Origin of the sequence: Sinorhizobium sp. CB7 (assembly GCF_041357635.1) — a bacterium.
Lineage (GTDB): Bacteria > Pseudomonadota > Alphaproteobacteria > Rhizobiales > Rhizobiaceae > Rhizobium.
Genome location: NZ_JAULLL010000004.1, coordinates 290,213 through 308,843, shown reverse-complemented (window position 1 = coordinate 308,843; position 18,631 = coordinate 290,213). Strand labels below are relative to the sequence as shown.

The 18,631-nt window shown below is 59.0% G+C and carries 21 protein-coding genes; 10 read left to right on the top strand and 11 right to left on the bottom strand.

Features of this window, described 5'->3' with window-relative positions:
- Positions 1 to 156: 156 nt before the first annotated feature.
- Both AAE029_RS10535 and AAE029_RS10530 read left to right on the top strand, forming a co-directional pair.
- Positions 157 to 1,611 carry a catalase gene (locus tag AAE029_RS10535; RefSeq protein WP_371072775.1) on the top strand — a complete coding sequence of 485 codons (1,455 nt, stop codon included), beginning with the start codon at positions 157 to 159 and terminating at the stop codon, positions 1,609 to 1,611.
- An 8-nt stretch (positions 1,612 to 1,619) separates the two neighbouring features.
- The gene (locus AAE029_RS10530) at positions 1,620 to 2,270 is read left to right on the top strand and encodes an HD domain-containing protein (protein ID WP_371072774.1); all 651 of its coding nucleotides are present in this window, start codon (positions 1,620 to 1,622) and stop codon (positions 2,268 to 2,270) included.
- Positions 2,271 to 2,344: 74 nt separating this feature from the next.
- Here AAE029_RS10530 and AAE029_RS10525 read toward each other — a convergent pair whose 3' ends face one another.
- The 6 genes from AAE029_RS10525 to kduI all read right to left on the bottom strand — a co-directional run bounded on the left by AAE029_RS10525 (position 2,345) and on the right by kduI (position 6,360).
- A complete protein-coding gene (locus AAE029_RS10525; protein WP_371072773.1) occupies positions 2,345 to 3,304 on the bottom strand; it encodes a GlxA family transcriptional regulator in 960 nt (319 codons plus the stop codon).
- Positions 3,305 to 3,472: 168 nt separating this feature from the next.
- A complete protein-coding gene (locus tag AAE029_RS10520; protein ID WP_371072772.1) occupies positions 3,473 to 3,928 on the bottom strand; it encodes an SRPBCC domain-containing protein in 456 nt (151 codons plus the stop codon).
- Positions 3,929 to 3,956: 28 nt separating this feature from the next.
- Positions 3,957 to 4,325 carry an ArsR/SmtB family transcription factor gene (locus AAE029_RS10515; RefSeq protein ID WP_371072771.1) on the bottom strand — a complete coding sequence of 123 codons (369 nt, stop codon included), beginning with the start codon at positions 4,323 to 4,325 and terminating at the stop codon, positions 3,957 to 3,959.
- A 70-nt stretch (positions 4,326 to 4,395) separates the two neighbouring features.
- Positions 4,396 to 5,154 (bottom strand): 2-dehydro-3-deoxy-D-gluconate 5-dehydrogenase KduD, encoded by a 759-nt coding sequence (gene kduD / locus AAE029_RS10510; protein WP_371072770.1) that lies wholly within the window; start codon positions 5,152 to 5,154, stop codon positions 4,396 to 4,398.
- A gap of 14 nt (positions 5,155 to 5,168) precedes the next feature.
- Positions 5,169 to 5,507, bottom strand: a complete 339-nt coding sequence (locus AAE029_RS10505; protein ID WP_371072769.1) for a cupin domain-containing protein — start codon at positions 5,505 to 5,507, stop codon at positions 5,169 to 5,171.
- A gap of 10 nt (positions 5,508 to 5,517) precedes the next feature.
- Positions 5,518 to 6,360 (bottom strand): 5-dehydro-4-deoxy-D-glucuronate isomerase, encoded by an 843-nt coding sequence (gene kduI / locus AAE029_RS10500; protein ID WP_371072768.1) that lies wholly within the window; start codon positions 6,358 to 6,360, stop codon positions 5,518 to 5,520.
- 349 nt (positions 6,361 to 6,709) lie between these two features.
- On the opposite strand from kduI, the gene AAE029_RS10495 reads away from it, so the two are divergent.
- The 4 genes from AAE029_RS10495 (at position 6,710) to AAE029_RS10480 (ending at position 10,409) form a co-directional block, all read left to right on the top strand.
- Complete coding sequence (locus AAE029_RS10495) at positions 6,710 to 7,687, top strand: TRAP transporter substrate-binding protein (protein ID WP_371072767.1); 978 nt, start codon at positions 6,710 to 6,712, stop codon at positions 7,685 to 7,687.
- 65 nt (positions 7,688 to 7,752) lie between these two features.
- Positions 7,753 to 8,268, top strand: a complete 516-nt coding sequence (locus AAE029_RS10490; protein WP_371072766.1) for a TRAP transporter small permease — start codon at positions 7,753 to 7,755, stop codon at positions 8,266 to 8,268.
- Between the two features lie 4 nt (positions 8,269 to 8,272).
- Complete coding sequence (locus AAE029_RS10485) at positions 8,273 to 9,553, top strand: TRAP transporter large permease (RefSeq protein WP_371072765.1); 1,281 nt, start codon at positions 8,273 to 8,275, stop codon at positions 9,551 to 9,553.
- A gap of 91 nt (positions 9,554 to 9,644) precedes the next feature.
- Positions 9,645 to 10,409 carry a FadR/GntR family transcriptional regulator gene (locus AAE029_RS10480; protein WP_371072859.1) on the top strand — a complete coding sequence of 255 codons (765 nt, stop codon included), beginning with the start codon at positions 9,645 to 9,647 and terminating at the stop codon, positions 10,407 to 10,409.
- A 39-nt stretch (positions 10,410 to 10,448) separates the two neighbouring features.
- Here the strand turns inward: AAE029_RS10480 and AAE029_RS10475 are convergent, their stop codons facing one another.
- Positions 10,449 to 10,622 (bottom strand): hypothetical protein, encoded by a 174-nt coding sequence (locus tag AAE029_RS10475; protein ID WP_371072764.1) that lies wholly within the window; start codon positions 10,620 to 10,622, stop codon positions 10,449 to 10,451.
- A 153-nt stretch (positions 10,623 to 10,775) separates the two neighbouring features.
- Between AAE029_RS10475 and AAE029_RS10470 the strand changes: the two genes are divergently transcribed.
- The 3 genes from AAE029_RS10470 (at position 10,776) to AAE029_RS10460 (ending at position 12,911) form a co-directional block, all read left to right on the top strand.
- A complete protein-coding gene (locus AAE029_RS10470) occupies positions 10,776 to 11,132 on the top strand; it encodes a YciI family protein (protein ID WP_371072763.1) in 357 nt (118 codons plus the stop codon).
- A gap of 10 nt (positions 11,133 to 11,142) precedes the next feature.
- Positions 11,143 to 11,502 (top strand): YciI family protein, encoded by a 360-nt coding sequence (locus tag AAE029_RS10465; protein WP_371072762.1) that lies wholly within the window; start codon positions 11,143 to 11,145, stop codon positions 11,500 to 11,502.
- A 182-nt stretch (positions 11,503 to 11,684) separates the two neighbouring features.
- The gene (locus AAE029_RS10460; RefSeq protein WP_371072761.1) at positions 11,685 to 12,911 is read left to right on the top strand and encodes an RNA polymerase sigma factor; all 1,227 of its coding nucleotides are present in this window, start codon (positions 11,685 to 11,687) and stop codon (positions 12,909 to 12,911) included.
- Positions 12,912 to 13,004: 93 nt separating this feature from the next.
- Here the strand turns inward: AAE029_RS10460 and AAE029_RS10455 are convergent, their stop codons facing one another.
- The gene (locus tag AAE029_RS10455) at positions 13,005 to 13,187 is read right to left on the bottom strand and encodes a hypothetical protein (protein ID WP_371072760.1); all 183 of its coding nucleotides are present in this window, start codon (positions 13,185 to 13,187) and stop codon (positions 13,005 to 13,007) included.
- 172 nt (positions 13,188 to 13,359) lie between these two features.
- On the opposite strand from AAE029_RS10455, the gene AAE029_RS10450 reads away from it, so the two are divergent.
- A complete protein-coding gene (locus tag AAE029_RS10450) occupies positions 13,360 to 13,797 on the top strand; it encodes a PPC domain-containing DNA-binding protein (RefSeq protein ID WP_371072759.1) in 438 nt (145 codons plus the stop codon).
- 581 nt (positions 13,798 to 14,378) lie between these two features.
- Here the strand turns inward: AAE029_RS10450 and repC are convergent.
- From repC to repA, 3 genes are all read right to left on the bottom strand, one after another.
- The gene (gene repC / locus AAE029_RS10445; protein WP_371072758.1) at positions 14,379 to 15,683 is read right to left on the bottom strand and encodes a plasmid replication protein RepC; all 1,305 of its coding nucleotides are present in this window, start codon (positions 15,681 to 15,683) and stop codon (positions 14,379 to 14,381) included.
- 199 nt (positions 15,684 to 15,882) lie between these two features.
- Complete coding sequence (gene repB, locus AAE029_RS10440) at positions 15,883 to 16,872, bottom strand: plasmid partitioning protein RepB (protein WP_371072757.1); 990 nt, start codon at positions 16,870 to 16,872, stop codon at positions 15,883 to 15,885.
- Positions 16,869 to 18,086, bottom strand: a complete 1,218-nt coding sequence (repA, locus tag AAE029_RS10435) for a plasmid partitioning protein RepA (protein ID WP_371072756.1) — start codon at positions 18,084 to 18,086, stop codon at positions 16,869 to 16,871. Before repA ends, repB begins: the two co-directional genes overlap by 4 nt.
- Between the last annotated feature and the right edge of the window lie 545 nt (positions 18,087 to 18,631).

Genomic DNA, 18,631 nt, shown 5'->3' with positions numbered 1-18,631 from the left:
CGTATCAACCTTGGCATCAATCGAACCTTCGTTTGGTTTGAAGCCTCCAACCTAATCCGCGATTATCGGGCCGGTCCAGACGGGCTGGCCGGAGACCGTTTCCAACGGTTGGAAACCGACCGCTCGTCTCCACACTCTTCTTTTGGAGATGCAAAAATGACTGACCGCAAGTTGACCACTGCGGCGGGGGCGCCCGTCGTCGACAACTACAATATCCAGACCGCCGGGCCGAGGGGCCCTGCCCTTCTCCAAGACGTCTGGCTTATCGAGAAGCTTGCGCACTTCGACCGCGAGGTCATTCCGGAACGGCGCATGCATGCGAAGGGGTCCGGCGCGTATGGAACCTTCACGGTCACGCACGACATCACCCGCTACACGAAGGCCGCGATCTTCTCCGAGGTCGGAAAGAAGACTGACATGTTCGCACGCTTCTCAACGGTGGCCGGCGAACGTGGCGCTGCCGACGCCGAGCGCGACATCCGCGGGTTCGCCCTTAAGTTCTACACCGAGCAGGGCAATTGGGATCTCGTTGGGAACAACACCCCGGTCTTTTTCTTCCGCGACCCTCTTCGCTTTCCTGATCTGAACCATGCCATCAAACGCGACCCCCGGACCGGAATGAGAAGTGCGGAAAACAACTGGGACTTCTGGACATTGCTGCCGGAGGCGCTCCACCAGGTCACCATCGTGATGAGCGACCGCGGCATCCCAAAGAGCTACCGCCATATGCACGGGTTCGGAAGCCATACCTACAGCTTCATCAATGCCGGCAATGAACGCTTCTGGGTCAAGTTCACATTCAAGACCCAGCAGGGTATCCAGAACCTCACGGACGCCGAGGCGAAGGCGCTTGTCGGCGAGGACCGCGAGAGTCATCAGCGCGATCTCTTCGAGAGCATCGAGCGCGGTGACTTCCCGCGCTGGACGCTATACGTCCAGATCATGCCCGAGAAGGCAGCCGCCTTACATCCCGTCAATCCCTTCGACCTGACGAAGATCTGGCCCCATAAGGACTATCCGCTGATCGAGGTGGGCGTGATGGAGCTCAATCGCAATCCCGACAACGTCTTCGCCGAAGTCGAGCAGGCGTCCTTCACTCCGGCCAGCGTCATTCCCGGCATCGGCTTTTCGCCGGACAAGATGCTGCAGGCTCGTCTCTTCTCCTACGGCGACGCCGCACGGTACCGCCTTGGGGTCAACCACCATCAGATCCCGGTCAACGCGCCGAGATGCCCCTACCATTCCTACCATCGTGACGGCGCTATGCGTGTCGACGGAAACCACGGCGCCCGGACGACCTATGCTCCAAACTCCCGCGACGAATGGGCCGACCAGCCAGACTTTCGGGAGCCGCCGCTTGCGATCGAGGGCTCGGCCGATCACTGGGACCATCGCGTCGACGAAGACCATTTCGAACAGCCCGGCAACCTGTTCCGGCTGATGACGCCCGAGCAGCAGCAGACGCTGTTCGACAACACCGCGCGCGCCCTTGCGGGGGTCTCGCTTTCCATCCAGCAGCGTCACGTCGCTCATTGCCTCAAGGCGGATCCGGCCTACGGAGCAGGCGTCGCCAGGGCGCTCGGGATTTCTCTCAACCAGGCAGCAGAATAGGAGCTCACATGTCGAAGACTGCAGAAGTGATCGCTGGGATCGCGATCCCAGATAGCCAGATGGCAAAGGCCGCAACCGAGCTCGTCAGGGACACCGAGACCGACCTTCTCTACCACCACTCCCGGCGCGTGTTCCTCTTTGGTGCGTTGACGGGCGAACGGAAAGGACTGAAGTATGATCCCGAACTTCTCTATGTCGGGTCGATGTTCCACGACATGGGGCTGATGGACTCCTACGCGAGCGAGACGGAACGCTTCGAAGTCGATGGCGCAAACGCCGCGAGGGCTTTCCTCAAGTCCTACGACGTCTCCGAGCGCGACGTCGACGACGTATGGGATTCGATCGCGCTCCACACGACACCGGGCATTCCGCAACACAAGCGGCCGACTGTTGCTCTCGTGACCGCCGGCGTTGAAATGGACGTGCTCGGAATTGCCTATGACGATTTCACGCCCGAGCAGCGTCACGAAGTCTGCAAATGCCACCCGCGCGGCCTCAGGTTCAAGCACGGCATCCTCTCGGCATTCTGCTACGGGACCATCAAGAAGCCCGAAACGACCTTCGGGAACGTGAAGGCAGACGTCCTTTCCAGAATGGACCCGACGTACAAGCGGGTCGATTTCGCCGAAATGATCATGGGATCGAAATGGGATAGCTGACGGCTTCCTTGCTCATGCGGCCAGCGGCCCCGATCTGATTGGAGCCGCTGGCTGCGACGGAACATCGGTCCGCGCTACTCCCTCCTGAAACTCGACCTATACTGACCAGGCGTCACCCCGAGCCTTTTCGCAAACACCTGCCGCATCCGGTGCGGCGATCCAAACCCGCATTCGAACGCGATCGCCTTCAGCGCGAGCGAGCTGCCTTCGAGGAGGTTTCTCGCTGCATCTACCCTCGCCTGTTCGACGAATTCGCCAGGGGTCGTCTTGGTTTGCTGCAGGAAGAACCTGGCGAAGTTCCTTCGGCTCATACCCACCTGCGCAGCGAGATCGCCGACAGAGAGCTTTCCCTTAAGGTTCGCCATCACGAAGCGATAGATATTGCCGAGAGGCGATCCATCTTCGGACGGCGCCGCGATGTACGGACTGAATTGGGACTGGCCACCCTGCCGCTGGGCCACGACGACGAGACGCTTCGCGACAGCAAGGGCGACGGCGCCGCCATGGTCTTCGTTGACAATCGACAGAGCAAGGTCGATGCCCGCCGTCACGCCGGCAGACGTCAGCAGCGATCCGTCCCTAATATAGATCCTGTCACGGTCGACTTGCGCGAGCGGGAACTGAACAGCAAGGGCCTCCGCGTTCTGCCAATGGGTCGTCACGCGCCGCCCGTCCAGAAGGCCCGCATGACCGAGAACGAAGGCGCCCGTACAGACGGAACCGTACCGCCTCGCCGTCCTCGACAGTCTGCGGATACAGGACAGCAACTCCGGTTCGGGCCGCTCGTCCGGAAGCGACGGGCCCCCTGCCACCAGGACGAGGTCGAATCCATCCGCGACGTCGTCATAGGCTTTGTGAGCCGCCATCAGCATTCCGTTCGACGCCGTGAAGAGCTGTTCCGACGGGCCGATCATCGTCACGCGGTAATGCTGCATCGACGGGAGAAAGCCGTTCGCCTCCTCGAACACGTCCATCGGGCCCGAGACGTCGAGCGCCTGAACCTTTGGAAAGACGATCATTGCAACCGACAGCATACACATCCTCCATCTTCAGATCCTCCGTAGCACGACTTCCTTCCAGGATGCTTCGATTTACGAAAGCTTCAGCTAAGGACTATGCCAATCGCTTCCTCCAACTTGCGCAGTCTCTCTCGACGAGGTCTCCTATCTCCTTCCAGTCTGGCACTTCGTCGATCAGTCAGCTCATGCACGGAGGTAGCCGTCGATCTTGCCGAGCATCATGCCCCAGCCCTTTTCGGTCCGCTGGACATAGTCTGCCCATTTCGCGTCCATGCGGTGGACGATCGTTGCTTCGCAGCCTTCGTTGAGCGGCTCTATCGTCAGGGTCACTATGGAGTTGTTTTCCTGCTCCTCTTCCTCGGACGTGAACCAGCTGAAGACCAGCTTCCGGGGGCGGTCGATTTCGATGTAATAGCCCCAGTGAACCGCTTCGCCCTCAGCACGCATATCCGAAAACGTGAACTTGCCGCCGACCTGCGGGTCGATCTCGACCCGGCGCACATCCATCGGTCCCATGACCGGAGAAGGCCGCTGCATCCATGCCCTGACCATTTCCGGCTTCAGCCAGGCGTCGAACACACGTTCGGCCGATGCCTTGAACCTGTGCGTCACCCTCGCTTCGATAGTCCTGTCCATCATCAACTCTCCTCTTATTGCCCAAGTTGGCTCATGCGCCGGGGCTGACTTCGGAAGGCGCGTCGGCGTCTTCGGCGGTCAGCAGATCGTCTATTGCTTGTAGGCGGCTTGCCCAGAAATTCTGGTGCCCCGTGATCCATTGCTGTGCGGCCGAAAGCGGCTCCGGCCGGAAACGCAGGATGTGCTCCCGCCCCACGACACGGCGTTCAAGCAGCTTGGCGCGTTCAAGGATGCGGATATGTTTGCTGACCGAATTCAGCGAGATCGGAAATTCCGCCGCGATATCGGTAACCCGGGCCTCGTGCCCTGCCACTCGCTCGAGGATGCGTCGACGGGTCGGGTCGGCGAGCGCAATCAGAGTTCGGTCGAGGTTCGCAGTCTCACCATGATATCGCATCATTCATCCTTTTGGGTGAATGATGCGATATGCCTTAGCTTCTGTCAATCGGCGGAGCCGGAGCGTCGACCGCCTAACGCGCCAGCCAGCCGCCGTCGACCGGCAGAATCGTGCCGTGCACGTAATCGGATGCGGACGAAGCCAGGAACACCGCTGCGCCACCGATATCGGAAGGCTCCCCCCAGCGCCCGGCCGGAATGCGCGCGAGAATGGCGGCATTACGCTCCGGATCCTCCCGCAAGGCGGTCGTGTTGTTGGTCACGAAATAGCCCGGCGCGATCGCATTGACGTTGACGCCCTTGCCTGCCCACTCGCAGGCCAGCAGGCGCGTGAGCCCCGCAAGCCCGCTCTTCGAGGCGGTATAGGACGGGATGCGAATGCCGCCCTGGAAGGACAGCATCGAGGCGATGTTGATGATCTTGCCCCGGCCCTTCGCAATCATATGACGGCCTGCCGCCTGCGACAGGAAGAAGGCCGTCTTCAGATTAACATCCATCACGGCATCCCAGTCTTCCTCGGTGAAGTCGACCGCATCGGCGCGGCGGATGATGCCGGCATTGTTGACGAGAATGTCGAGACCGCCGAAGACGTCGAGGGTCTCCGCGACGATGGCCTTCACCGGTTCGATGGCGCTGAGATCGGCCTTGATCGCATGGAAGCGGCTGCCGGCCGCTTTCACCCGTGCCTCGGTCTCTTCCACGGACGAGCGACCGACGGCGACGATCGCAGCACCCGCTTGGGCGAGCGCCACGGCAATGCCCTGGCCGATGCCCGTATTGGCGCCGGTCACGACCGCGATGCGGCCGGTAAGATCGAACATAGTGTAGGCCATTGGTCCGCTGCCCGTCATTTCAGGAATTCTGCGCGATGCGGCGTGAAGGTGTCGATCAGCCGCCCCTTTTCCAGCGCCTTGACGCCATGGACCAGATTCGAGGGCACGATGAAGCTGCCACCCTGTTCCAGAACTTCCGTCTTACCATCGATCGTCACCGCGAAGCGGCCTTCCGCGACATAGCTTGCCTGGATATGCGGATGCGAATGCTGTGCTCCGACCGCATCCTTTTCGAAGGCGACCTCGACCATCATCATTTCCGGCAGATAGACCATGATACGCCTTGTGACGCCCGGCTCCGGGCTCGTCCATTCAGCGCCTTCCGCCGATACGAACAGTCCGCTCGATGTCATTTCCACCTCCTCACTTCAGATCTTCGATCGCGACGGCATCGACATCCGTATAGTCGACATTGTCGCCAGCCATCGCCCAGATGAACGTGTAGCTCGATGTCCCGGCACCGGAATGAATCGACCAGCCCGGCGAGAGGATGGCTTCCTCGTTCTTGACGATCAGGTGGCGCGTCTCCCGCGGTTCGCCCATCAGATGGATAACACGCGCCTTTTCCGGCAGATCGAAATAGAGATAGGCCTCCATCCGCCGATCGTGAACATGGCAAGGCATGGTATTCCAGACGGAGCCTTCCGCCAGCGTCGTCATGCCGACGACGAGCTGGCAGGTCCGGGCGCCCTCCGGATGGATGAACTGGAAGATCGAGCGCTCGTTGCTTGTTGCCTGCGAGCCGAGATCGATCCGCTTGGCGTCACCAATCCCGATACGCTTCGAAGGGTGACGGGCATGCGCAGGCGCGCTCAGCAGATAGAATTTCGCCGGCGCATCGGCCGACACCGACTCGAACGTCACGGACGATCCCATCCCGGCATAGACCATGTCGCGTGTACCGGCCGAAAATCCTTCGCCGTCGACCGTCACCACGCCCGCGCCGCCGATATTGACCGCAATGAGTTCACGTCGAGCAAGGAGCTTATCCGTGCCCGCGGGCTTGATCGTTTCGAGCTCCAGCGAACCCTCGACCGGCATGGCGCCGCCGACGATCATGCGGTCGTAATTGGTGTAGTGAAGCTGAATGCGCCCCGGCACGAAGAGCGGCGGCAGCAGGAAATTCTCGCGCAGCTGCGCGGTATTGAAGCCGGCCGCGGTGCTGGGATCGATGGCGAAACGGTTGGTATAATCGGTGTGGCCCATATCTCTCCTCACAAACTTGTTCTAAACTCATCATACATATGAGTCCGCATTGGGCAATCCATTTTGCTGGATTAAATCAAGGCAAGTTTCCGCCAAACAAGCTGAACAGCAATTCCGTTATCGTGTTCATGGAAGCCAGCTCACCATTATTCCGCTCGGTTTGCGAAAATTTGTATGATAATATTGGTTCGCAAAAACACAAATTTCGTTGACAAAAAACGCTCCTTACCTTTACCTAATCACAGGATGAGGCGCGCAGCATTTTGCTACCTCTATCTTGCAGGTCGCCCTGGAGGATTGGCGGGCGGGCCGAAGTCGGGATGATCTCGGAAATCATTGGGAGGATTTCATGTTCAGGAATTTCAAACTGGGCGCGGCCATCGCGCTCGCCACGGGACTTATGCTGTCGGCGGCACAGGCCGAAACCGTCCTTCGCTCGTCGGACACACATCCAGATGGCTATCCGACCGTCGAGGCGGTCAAATATATGAGCCAGCTCGTCAAGGAGCGCACGAACGGCGCCTATTCGATAGATGTGTTCCATTCCGGCCAGCTCGGCGAGGAAAAGGACGTCATCGAGCAGGCGCAATTCGGCGTGATCGACATGATCCGCGTCTCCATGGGGCCGTTCAACAATATCGTTCCGGAAACGATCGTTCCCTCGCTGCCTTACGTTTTCCGCTCGACTGAACACATGCGCCACGCACTTGATGGAGAGATCGGCGACGAGATCCTGAAAGCATTCGAGAAGCATAATCTCGTGGCGCTCGCCTTCTATGATTCCGGCGCCCGCTCGTTCTACAACAGCAAGCATCCGGTGAAATCGCCTGCCGACCTCAAGGGCTTGAAGCTGCGCGTTATCCAATCGAACATCTTCGTCGATATGGTCAACGCGCTCGGCGCCAATGCCACTCCGATGCCCTATGGCGAGGTCTATTCTTCGCTCCAGACCGGTGTAATTGACGGCGCCGAAAACAACTGGCCGAGCTATGAATCCTCGAAGCATTCGGAAGTAGCGAAGTATTACTCACTCGACGAACATCTGATCGTTCCGGAAATCCTCGCCGTTTCCAAGGCGACCTGGGAGAAGATGAGCCCGGAAGACCAGCAGATCTTCCGGCAGGCCGCGAAAGAGAGCGTCACCAAGGAGCGCGAACTCTGGGAGGCGGCCGAGAAAATCTCGCGCCAGAAAGTCGAAACGGCCGGAACGGAGGTTGTTCAGGTCGATAAGCAGCCTTTCATCGATGCGATGAAGCCGGTTTACGAGAAATATCTCAAGGACCCGACCACAAAGTCGCTCTACGACCGCATCCAGGCCGTTCAGTAAATTCCGCTTTGTTGGTGAGGCGAGGGCTCAGCCGCGCCTCCCGTCATTTTGAAAAAGGGAGTTTCATGACGGCCATAGCCTTTGCCCCCGCTACCCGTTTTTTGAACATTGTCAGCCGTACCGCACTTTGGTTGGCCGGCATCGGCCTTGTGCTGATGACGGCATTCATCGCCTATCAGGTCTTCATGCGCTACGTGATGAACAACAGCCCCAGTTGGACCGATGCGGCGGCGACAATGCTGATGACGTGGTTCATCTTCCTTGGTGCCGCCGTCGGCGTGCGCGAGCGTTATCATCTAGGCTTCGATGTGCTGCTTCTCGTCGTCGATATTCGCACGCGAGCTGTCATGCGGACGATTTCAGACCTCGTGGTATTCGCCTTCGGCTTCGGTATGGTCTTCTACGGCGTCCAACTTGTCGTCGGTACATGGAACACGACGATTCCGGCGCTCGAACTGCCCGGCGGCGTCACCTATCTGCCCGTCGTCTGCGGTGGCGCTCTGATTTGCCTCTTCACGCTCGAGCGCCTGTTGCAGCGCTTCAGCGGCCTCGAACCCGACACCGAAACATCCGAGGTGTAGCGCCGTGGAGCTGCTCGTACTCTTCCTGACCTTCGTCGTCTTACTGGCAATCGGTACACCAATCGCCTTCTGCATCGGTGTTTCCACCTTTGCGGCGATCCTATACATGGGCCTTCCGCCGGTAGTCGTCTTTCAGCGGCTGACGGCCGGTGTCACGATTTCATCGCTGATGGCCATCCCCTTCTTCATCTTCGCGGGCGACCTTATGGTGCGAGGCGGCATTGCCTCACGGCTCGTGGCGCTGGCTGGCTCGCTCGTCGGACACCTGCGCGGCGGTCTCGGCCAGGTAAATATCGCCGCCTCCACCATGTTTGGGGGCATTTCCGGCTCGGCCATTGCCGACGCCTCGGCCATCGGCGGCCTGATGATCCCGCAGATGAAGGCGCGTGGCTATGACGTCGATTATGCCGTCAACGTCACTTCGGTTGGCGCCATCATTGCGCTTCTGATTCCGCCGTCGCACAACATGATCATCTATTCGATTTCCGGCGGCGGCCGGATCTCGATCGCCGATCTTTTCACCGCGGGTGTTATTCCTGGGCTGTTGCTCGCTATCGCCCTGATGCTCGCCGCGTACTTCGTGGCAAAGCGACGAAATTATCCGACGGGCGTCTTCCCGGGGCTTGCCGCGATCGGCCGAATGGCGATTTCGGCCATTCCTGGCCTCATTCTCATCGGCATCATCTTCGGCGGCGTACGCTCCGGTGTCTTCACGGCGACGGAAAGCTCCTGCATCGCCATCGTCTACGCCGCACTGGTAACGGCAATCATCTATCGTTCGCTCACCTGGGAAGCCTTCGTAGACGCGACCCTTGGCGCCGTGCGCACGACGGCGATGGTGTTGATGATCATCGGAACGGCGGCTGCCTTCGGTTGGCTGCTGGCCTTCCTGAAAGTTCCGGCATCGATGATCGCTTTCATGCGGTCGCTCACCGACCAGCCGATTTTGATCTTCCTGTTGATCAATCTGCTGTTGCTCTTCCTTGGGACCTTCATGGATATGTCCCCGCTTATCATCATTACGACGCCGATCTTTCTGCCGGTCGTCACCGCCTTCGGCATGGATCCGGTTCACTTTGGTGTGATCATGATCCTTAACCTCGGCATCGGTCTCTGCACGCCGCCTGTCGGCGCGGTACTTTTCGTCGGTTGCGCAGTCGGCAAGATTTCGATCTGGACCGCGGTACGCACCATATGGCCGTTCTATGCCGCGGCGATTTCGGTGCTGATGCTAGTCACTTACATACCGGCGATTTCGCTCTGGCTTCCGGGCCTGTTCAAATAAGATGGCGGGCGCAGAATCATTGTCTCTATTCTGCGCCCGCTGTATCCTTTAACACTCATGCTCCGACATGAAGACGACGCCCTTGACCACCATGCCCGTTCCCGATGAGTTGAAGATGTACCGCCGGCAGAAACTGTCGGAGCGGATCGTTATCGCGTTGCGGCAGGAATTTCTTTCCGGCCAGGTCGCGGTCGGTCAGAAGCTGCCGACCGAAAGCCAGCTTGCCGAAGCTTTCGATGTCAGCCGCACGGTCATCCGGGAGGCAGTCGCAGCACTTGCCGCGGATGGTCTCGTCGAAACGCGCCAGGGCGCCGGCATCTTCGTGCTCGAGCAACCGGCGACTTCGGCTTTTCCCGTGCTCAAATCGGATGTGTCCAAGAATATCTCGCATGCCCTGAACGTGCTGGAAGTGCGTATCGCACTCGAAATGGAAAGTGCGGCACTCGCCGCCGTACGCCGCAGTTCCTCTCAAGAAGCGCAGATCCAGGAGAAATTCTTCGAATTCGACCGGCTGCTGAAGCTTGGCCAACCCACCGGCAAAGCCGATTTTGCCTTCCATCGCTCCATTGCCGAAGCCACCAACAATCCCTTCTATGTCGAGGTACTGGACGCCCTCGGCGCGCGGACAATCCCCTGCGACGTCACTTCGCCCTATGCGACCGAGGAAGTACTCTCCTACAGCTATCAGGCCGGTCTGCAGAAGGAGCATCTCGTTATCCTCAACGCCATATCGGCGGGTGATCCCGAAGCGGCACGGCTTGCCATGCGTACGCACCTGGCAGCGAGCCAGCAACGATATCGCGAAAGGCTGCGCGATCGCCGGGCGCAATACGAGGAACAGGACATTCCTGGCTAGCGGCTTCCAGCGTGAGGGTGACGGAAAGCAGTAGACACATCACCCAGTCAGACCGGCAGCCGAGAGCAGCGCCAGAGAGACCGTAAAGACGCCAAGAGCCAGCGCGTCGCGCAGCAATACTTGCATCGCGTATGCCTCATGAAAGCCGACATTTCGCCTCTTGTCCGGCCGGGAACGAATCCCGTTCACCATTGCAATTTCGAGAATGTTCATCTTTCCCCCAATGGCTTGCTTGATGGAGGCTAGTCGAGCGCACTCCTTTGATTTCGACAGGAGTGGACAAACAAAGAAATTTTCTTCGTCTGTCGAAAGGTGCTTAGGCTGTTCGTCCAAGGGCTGTCAGAACGACGGCAAGGAGGACATTCGATGGAATATCTCTGCCAGGTGTGGTTCGACGGCAGCATACTGGATGCCATGTCGCCACAGGAAAAGGCTGAGCTCGATAGAAATTCGCTTGGCTATGACGAGAACCTCGACAAGCGCGGGGAACTGATCGTCGCGGAGGCGCTGCAGCCGCCGACCTCGGCGGTGACTGTCAAGGTCAGAAACGGTGAGATGTCGGTGACGGACGGTCTTTTCATTGAGACGAAGGAGGCGCTCGGTGGCTTCATTCTTGTTAATGCCAAGGATCTCAACGACGCGATCAGGATCGCGGCCGGCATTCCGCTGGCGAGGATCGGCTCGATCGAGATCCGACCCATCCATGAATTCGGAAATGCGTAAGGAGGATGCCATGAAATATCTCTGCCAGGTCTGGTTCGATACGGAGAAGAGCAAGGCAGTCAGCGAGGCCGAGTGGGCGGCCGTGACCAAGGAATGCATCGTCAGCGATGATCTCTGGCGCGACCGCGGCCATCTTCTCACCGCGCTTGCCCTCTACGAGCCGGAGAAAGCGATCACCCTGCGCACCCGCGACGGCCAGGTCTCCGCCACGGACGGGCCCTTTGCTGAGATCAAGGAACATCTCGGCGGCTTCGTACTCCTGGAGGCAGGCGATATCGAGGAAGCGCGTGAGATCGTCTCGACTTTTCCGATCCTCAAATATGCCTCGATCGAGGTGCGGCCGGCCTATTCGATCAAGGACGGGAGATAGAGATGTGTTATCCCTGCCCTATCTACAATTCCGCCGATGCGGATGGCAGACTCAGCCAGATTGCCACGTCATTAGGCGGACTTCGAGGCCGCAAAGCCGATTGGCGGACGCGTCCCTTCAGCGCGAATCGGCGCCGTCGAATTGCGGCCTGTGAAGGTGGCCTGCCGGAGTAGGAGCCGCGCGTGGAAGCGATAATCGAGGAAATCTACCGGACGCAATCGCGCCAGTTGCTGGCGACGCTGATCCGCCTGCTCGGCGATTTCGACCGGGCGGAGGAGGCGTTGCACGATGCTTTTGCTGCAGCGGCGCGGTCCTGGCCCGCCAATGGCGTGCCAGGCAATCCCGTTGCCTGGCTGGTCTCGGCTGGCCGCTTCCGAGCCATCGACCAGATCCGGCGCCGGACACGCTTCGATGCGAATATCCGCGACATCGAGGAGAGCCTCTATTCGACGGACGAGACATCGGAGATTGGCGATATGAAGCTGATCGAGGACGATATGCTACGGTTGATCTTCACCTGCTGCCATCCCGTCATTCCACCGGATGCTCAAATGGCAATGGCGTTGCGCGAGATCTGCGGACTGACGACCGAGGAGATCGCCCATGCCTTCCTGGTGCCGGCGCCGACCATGGCACAGCGCATCGTGCGGGCAAAAAACAGGATCCGCATGGCGCATATTCCCTACGAAGTGCCTGATCAGGACGAGATGCCGGAACGGCTGGACCGCGTCCTGCACGTCATCTATCTCGTCTTCAACGAAGGCTATTCCGCCTCGTCGGGCGCAGAGATGATCCGGGCCGATCTGACGACGGAAGCAATCCGGCTGGCGCGTCTTGTGGCCAGCCTTCTGCCTCAGCCTGAAGTCTGGGGGCTACTTTCGCTGCTTCTGCTGCAGGATTCCCGGCGGCTGGCACGCCGCGGCGACGATGGGGAGCTAATCCTTCTTGCCGACCAGGATCGCAGGCTATGGGATCGTGACAGGATTGCGGAAGGACTGAAGCTGCTGGACCTGGCGATGAAGGACCGCGAGGTCGGCATTTACACTCTGCAGGCTGCGATCGCCGCGGAACATGCCAAGGCGGCAAGCAGCGAAGAGACCGACTGGCGGCGAATCGCCTTCTATTATGATCTGCTGGTCTCGGCACGGCCATCGTCGATTGTCGAGCTCAACCGGGCGGTCGCGGTCGCCATGACGGAAGGGCCGGAAAAAGGCCTTGCGCTCATCGATGCCATTCTCGCGGCCGGAGATCTCGGCAGCTACCACCTTGCCCATTCGGCCCGCGCTGACTTCCTCCGCCAGCTCGGCCGCCGAGATGAAGCAATCGCCGCCTATGAGCGGGCACTCGACCTCTGCAAACAGGGACCGGAACAGGCTTTCCTTGAGAAGCGGGTATCAAGCCTTAGATAGAATGCTCGTGTGGCTCAAAAGGAAGGTCATCGCCAAAATCGTCTGAGAGGATTAGGATCGGGTGTCGGCTTGGTGACTTCAGCCGACATGTTTTCATGGGAGGCTGAGACGTCCGGGAAAAAGAACCGCGTCGGTTCTAACGTCGACCATATTCGACAGCATGGCCTTCGCCCGAAGCGAGGGGCACATTTTCGCGTGGTCGAAAGGGCCGATCGTCAGGCCAGGCTGATTGCCCTGCTCATCGTAGCCGCTTTCTTCGCTGTCATCACCCTCCATGGTCTTTTGACCTGATAGACCCCTTTTCGGCTGTCGATTAGCTTCGGCTCTTCTGACAGTTCGACACAGATTGGGGAACCGCTGTTCCCATCGACCGTTCTAGATCAAGCACACCAGTGCATTGGTCTGCTCTAACCCGGTACAAGTCGTCCCAATCAGTGAGATCATCCGCATGAAGAAGAAGTTGCTTTCGAAGGACAATGGAGAACGCACATTCATCCTGGTGCTTGAAGATGGCGAAGAAGCATTCGACGCGATTTCCCGCTTCGCAGCCACGGAACAGATCGGCGGAGCCTCATTGAACGCCATCGGAGCGTTCAGCAATGCTGTCGTCGGCTTCTTTGATTTCGAGACAAAGACCTACAGGAAAATCCCGATCCTGGAACAATGCGAAGTTTTAAGCGGCATCGGCGATATTGCAATCGGTGATGACGGTCAGCCTAGCCTGCATCTTCACGCCGTTCTGGGACTTTCGGATGGATCGACGCGCGGCGGGCACTTTATGGAAGGCACCGTGCATCCGACATTGGAGGTGGTCGTGCGGGAGGCGGCAACGAACATGTGTCGCAGAAAGAAATCGGATCTAGGTATCGCCTTGCTTGATCCTTGAGAGTTCGCCGCGCGTCATCAGCTTGGAGTCAGATAGGCCTTTACGTCACCTCTCCGTCGGAGACGGTTGCCGTTCATTGCTTTATTAAGTGGGACTTAATGCGTATTGTCGGTTATCGTGGAAATAGCGCCAGCGGACTGTCCGGTCGCTTCTCCTCGCCCGGGTCGGGTACGCCGAGCCCGCCATCGAGCAACCGCGAATATTTCACACTCGCTCCAGCTACGTCCAGCATCAATCCTATGGGGTTAGGCTAGGGCAATTTCCGGTGTCGCAAGAAGATTGATTTCCATGGGCAATATGATCCATACGGAAGCTAGTTCGCCTCTAGCTTCCGCGACTACTTACCCATTATGGAAGGACGTTTGTGGGTACCGATGGGCTACACAGGTGGTGGCCGTCTCTGCCGTCGATGCCCTGCTCAGTTGACGTCCTTGATAGCACAGACGCGGTTCAAGAGCTATAGCCGGCGCGCGTCTTCACCGGAAATTTCATGGATGCCACCATGGTATAGACCCGCGCCGTCCTTGCCTGATGATCACGGCTGAGCGCTACACTGGTGTGTGGACGAGGATCTGCCTCGATTAGTGCTCCATCATAGTCGGGCCTTTCTCTTTTCGGTTATTGCTCCGCGCTAAAGCCATCAGCATGGGCTCAATGGTGAATTCACCACGCTCACAGCGGCGGGTGAGTTCGCGCAGATAACCACCGGCGCAGTTGATATGTTCGCCCCGCTCCAGCATGCAGGCCATGACGATGGCCGCGTTTTGCGGACCCATGACGGCGCAGGCCTCGCCATAGGCTGAGGGGCTGACGCCGAGCATCGACCTTATCACGACGGCTGCAGACATCAGATCACGCCAGTTGGAGACGCTACCGCCCGGTCCATAGGGCCGGACTTCGGGGCATGCCCGTAGGACCAGGCTGAGTGGGTGCTGCTTGAGGCTCTCGCCCTTGTGATAACTGCTCGCTGAAGGAGCCCCGCCTGCTGTGACCTCGGCGTCCTCGTCCTGTGAATCGAGTTGAGGGCTGGCGGATCGGAGCTGTTTTTGGTCGAGAGGTCGCGTTTCAGTTCGCTGGTGGATTTCAGATTCAAATGAGGAATCTGGATGTGAATTCTGTATGTGGCGCTCATTTTGATAGTGATTGCCGCTCTGTTTTCGAGCTTTCGTTTGATTTTCCAGCTGGTTGACTATCTCGGCACGTAGAAGTTCCAGCTTGTCGAGCAAGGTGGCGAGCTGGACGGCGTCCGGCGAGCGCGGGAGACTGTCGATGAGAGCGCGGAAAAGGTCATGAGCACTTTCCCAATCGCCTGCGAGTTCTTCGCTATGGGCAACGTCGATCAGTTTTGCGATGTCGCGCCGGCAAAGACTGACGCGTTCGCGCAGGCTCTGCAGATAGAGCCGTTCTGCGACGACCCTCGCGGCCAGGTGTTCGATTTCCTCAGCGCGGGCAAGAAGAGGTGCAAGCGAGAAGCCGAACGCCTCGTTGACCTCCCCTGCCCTGTTCCTGCGAGCATAGCGTTTGCCGTTCGGGCTGTCCTTGCGGATGAGAAGGCCAGCCTCGACGAGCGCTGCCAGATGGCGCCGTATCGTCTGCTCAGCCATGCCGTGGGCCCGGAGCGACAGCTGATGGTTGGAAGGAAAGACGATTAGTCCATGCTCCTTCGACAGCTCATTTTTCGGGTAGAAGCTCAAGAGTGCATTTAGCACGGCGAGCGCCCTGTCGGTAACGCCAAGCAGCGGCCTGGCTTCGCAGAGCGCACGGTATAATTTCCACTTGTCGATGGACCGGTCTGGTTCAACACTGCGCGAGACGATCTGGCTTGCGAGCATGCCAAACGTCATCGGCCGCCGCCCAAAGGGCGTCGTCACACAAGGTAACTCCATTTGTCTTTCACCTTCTTCAAGGCAAAAGAAATCTGCTCGCCGAAACGGCGCCAAGACTCTTGACAGCGATTCCCGGAAATGCGATTCTCAGAGTTGCCAGACTATGAGAGAAGCTTCCGTAACGGTGACGTTCGGGGGCTTTTTTCTTTTGCGGTTAATCTCCTTGTTGGATTGTCAGCTGACAATAGGGCTAATTACTTTAATTTTCATCGTTTTCCGCTTCGAACTCGGCCACCAGTTCAGGCAGCCGGCGTGTTATGAAGTCGGAAAAGGACGGTGATTTCACTGTGATCTTCAGAGACTTGCCAGAGCGGGCAACGGAGGCCAGCGGCAAGCCTTTGCGGCTGCGCACCGTCTCCTCCCCTCCCCCGTCTTCCTGCTTGCTCTCAAGTGTTTTCCACAGTGCCTCGAAACGCTTGTTACTGTCGAGTGCCGAAAAACCAGTGGCGTTGACCGCGGCGCGCGCCTTTCCTGCAAGCGAAGCATTCTTGAGCTTGTCGGCAAGAGCCAGCCAGCGCGGACGACCGACCTTCGGAGCTGGCCCTATGGCCAGAATGATCTCCGAATTGACGGCCTGGGCCACCTGAAGCAAGCGAGATGTTTCGGGCTTGTCGGTCGCCAGCGCCTTGGAGATCGTGTCGCGGTTGAAGCCATGCTCCTCCATGCGCTGCGCAAACAGGGCGCGCTCGATGAAGGTGAGGTCGACACGTGCGCCGTTCTCCTGGCCTTGAGCAAGGATCAGCTCTTCATCGGAAAGCTTGCGCGCGATCGCCCTGACCGGCACTCCGATTTCGGCGGCGGCGCGAAGACGTCTATGGCCGTAGGCGGCCTGGTAGTGGCCCGATCTTGCCGGATCTGGCCGCACAAGGATCGGAACCTGCTGGCCGCTTTCCTTGATCGACTGCTTCAAGGTCTCGAATTCGGGATCCTGCTCGATCGGGATGCGATCGCGGATGAAGGAGGTCGCCACCGTGGACGGGTCAAGATCGAGAACCTTCTCGCCGGATGCAAGCGATTCCCTCAGCGCTCTGGCGGCGGCCGCCTCTTCTCCAAGGCGCCCAAGCGAAAGGCTCATGGCCTTGACCGATCCGGAAGGCCGGTGGGTCTGGCTCAGGCTCGGCGTCTCTTGCTTACCCGGATCCGTGGATCCAACCATGCTTTTCAGAATATCGCGACCTTTGGGGCTCATGCTCTGCTCCATGCATTGCGAACGAGTTGTTCGATCTCCGAATTGACGGCGTCCATCGCTTCGACGCCGCGGTCGTAGGTTTGCCGGTGCATCGTCTCCCGGCCCGCCTCGTAGATGGTCTGCTTGGAAAGGCCGGCGTCCGAGACTGCCGTCGATTTCACCATCATCGATGTCAGGACCCGATCGCCGAAAAGGCTGCGCAGGAAGGCGACGATCTGCGCCTGCGGGCCGTCATTGGGCTCATAGCGGGTGACCAGATAGCGCATCCAGTCATATTCGAGATTGCCGCCTGCCTCCTTCACGACGGAAAGCAGGTCCGATGTCATCGTCAGGAACTGGTTCATCGAAGCAACGTCGAGCATCTGAGGATGAACCGTGATGAGGACGGCTGTTGCCGCGCAGAGTGCCGACAAGGTCAGGAAGCCAAGGGTTGGCGGGCAATCGATAACGACGACGTCATATCGATCCTGCAGCGACTGCAGAGCGTTTCCGACGCGCATGAAGAACATGTTGCCATCGTCACGCTCCGCATCGGCGAGCGCACGGGGAGTATCATGCTCGAATTCGTGGAGTTCCAGGTTTCCGGGAATGAGATCGAGCCCGGGGAAATAGGTCTCCCGCACGACCTCGGCCACGTCACGGCGGGTCTCATCATACTTGATGGCGCCATAGAGCGTCTCGTCTTCGCCGACGTCGAACTCCGGCTGATAGCCGAGCATCGCCGACATCGAGGCCTGAGGATCGAGATCTACGGCAAGGACGCGATAGCCGCGCATTGCGAGAAACTGGGCGAGATGAACGGAGGTAGTCGTTTTGCCGGATCCGCCCTTGAAATTGGTCACCGCGATCACCTGCAGATGATCGCCCTCACGCCGCATTGGCAAATAGGCCGGTTTCGTGCGCCCGAGGTAATGCCGCATCTCGTGGATTTCTTCGAGCGAGAACGCCCGCCGGCCCGCTGCGGTCTTTTCGGGATTGATGGTTTCGACCTGCGCAGCCAGATGGCGGACATAGCTGTCTGTCACGCCAAGCAAGCGGGCAGCTTCGATGCTGCTGAACCTCCGCAAGGACTTGCGGGCATCAGGCGAAAACAGCTTCTCGAAGAGAACCTGTAGCTGGCTACTGAGCATGCTGGAATCATGCCGGATGGTTTCGTCGATTGAAACCTGATTTGCCTTTTTGGGTTTCTCAACAATCGCGGGGTTGGTAGACATTCACGCAAATCCCTGAAAATCGGATAAATCTGCGCAAATGATCGTGAGTCTTTCGATTCCGTCAAGCCATTTTTGGTTAAGAGGAAATTAATACCGGCGGTATCTCAAAAAGTTTGCCTTGAAAATCCGGGCTTTAGCGGAATTGTCAGCTGACAACGACCACGCGTAACCAAACTCACGGCGGACCTCGCGACGGGCGCCCCATTGCCGAATCGGCGAGGCCATGTGCCTATCTAACACGCAGGAAGCGTGATGTCTTTCAGGTGCTGCCGCGATTGGTGGGGTCAGCGGTAAGAAATTAGCCGGAATGATGCCGACGTCTGCCCTCCGCTTCCACCTCGTAGCCTCTGGTTAACGCGACGCGGCAGTCCTGAGGGGCCTGGTGACGCCTCATTGGCAAGCGAGTTCACGTCGCGGGGATTGGCTGGTTAGTTAGTCGTCGTCGACCGGTCTGAGGTATCGATCCCCCTCAGCGCGCCTCCACGGCCTCCGGATAGTCCACATGCATGAGCCGATCGGTATCGACTGATACTCCGGAAGATGTG

Bases quoted from the DNA above. Each gene is read 5' to 3' on its own strand.
- AAE029_RS10535 (WP_371072775.1), top strand. From the start codon at position 157: ATGACTGACCGCAAGTTGACCACTGCGGCGGGGGCGCCCGTCGTCGAC.
- AAE029_RS10530 (WP_371072774.1), top strand. From the start codon at position 1,620: ATGTCGAAGACTGCAGAAGTGATCGCTGGGATCGCGATCCCAGATAGC.
- AAE029_RS10525 (WP_371072773.1), bottom strand. From the start codon at position 3,304: ATGCTGTCGGTTGCAATGATCGTCTTTCCAAAGGTTCAGGCGCTCGAC.
- AAE029_RS10520 (WP_371072772.1), bottom strand. From the start codon at position 3,928: ATGATGGACAGGACTATCGAAGCGAGGGTGACGCACAGGTTCAAGGCA.
- AAE029_RS10515 (WP_371072771.1), bottom strand. From the start codon at position 4,325: ATGATGCGATATCATGGTGAGACTGCGAACCTCGACCGAACTCTGATT.
- kduD (WP_371072770.1), bottom strand. From the start codon at position 5,154: ATGGCCTACACTATGTTCGATCTTACCGGCCGCATCGCGGTCGTGACC.
- AAE029_RS10505 (WP_371072769.1), bottom strand. From the start codon at position 5,507: ATGACATCGAGCGGACTGTTCGTATCGGCGGAAGGCGCTGAATGGACG.
- kduI (WP_371072768.1), bottom strand. From the start codon at position 6,360: ATGGGCCACACCGATTATACCAACCGTTTCGCCATCGATCCCAGCACC.
- AAE029_RS10495 (WP_371072767.1), top strand. From the start codon at position 6,710: ATGTTCAGGAATTTCAAACTGGGCGCGGCCATCGCGCTCGCCACGGGA.
- AAE029_RS10490 (WP_371072766.1), top strand. From the start codon at position 7,753: ATGACGGCCATAGCCTTTGCCCCCGCTACCCGTTTTTTGAACATTGTC.
- AAE029_RS10480 (WP_371072859.1), top strand. From the start codon at position 9,645: ATGCCCGTTCCCGATGAGTTGAAGATGTACCGCCGGCAGAAACTGTCG.
- AAE029_RS10475 (WP_371072764.1), bottom strand. From the start codon at position 10,622: ATGAACATTCTCGAAATTGCAATGGTGAACGGGATTCGTTCCCGGCCG.
- AAE029_RS10470 (WP_371072763.1), top strand. From the start codon at position 10,776: ATGGAATATCTCTGCCAGGTGTGGTTCGACGGCAGCATACTGGATGCC.
- AAE029_RS10465 (WP_371072762.1), top strand. From the start codon at position 11,143: ATGAAATATCTCTGCCAGGTCTGGTTCGATACGGAGAAGAGCAAGGCA.
- AAE029_RS10455 (WP_371072760.1), bottom strand. From the start codon at position 13,187: ATGGAGGGTGATGACAGCGAAGAAAGCGGCTACGATGAGCAGGGCAAT.
- AAE029_RS10450 (WP_371072759.1), top strand. From the start codon at position 13,360: ATGAAGAAGAAGTTGCTTTCGAAGGACAATGGAGAACGCACATTCATC.
- repC (WP_371072758.1), bottom strand. From the start codon at position 15,683: ATGGAGTTACCTTGTGTGACGACGCCCTTTGGGCGGCGGCCGATGACG.
- repB (WP_371072757.1), bottom strand. From the start codon at position 16,872: ATGAGCCCCAAAGGTCGCGATATTCTGAAAAGCATGGTTGGATCCACG.
- repA (WP_371072756.1), bottom strand. From the start codon at position 18,086: ATGTCTACCAACCCCGCGATTGTTGAGAAACCCAAAAAGGCAAATCAG.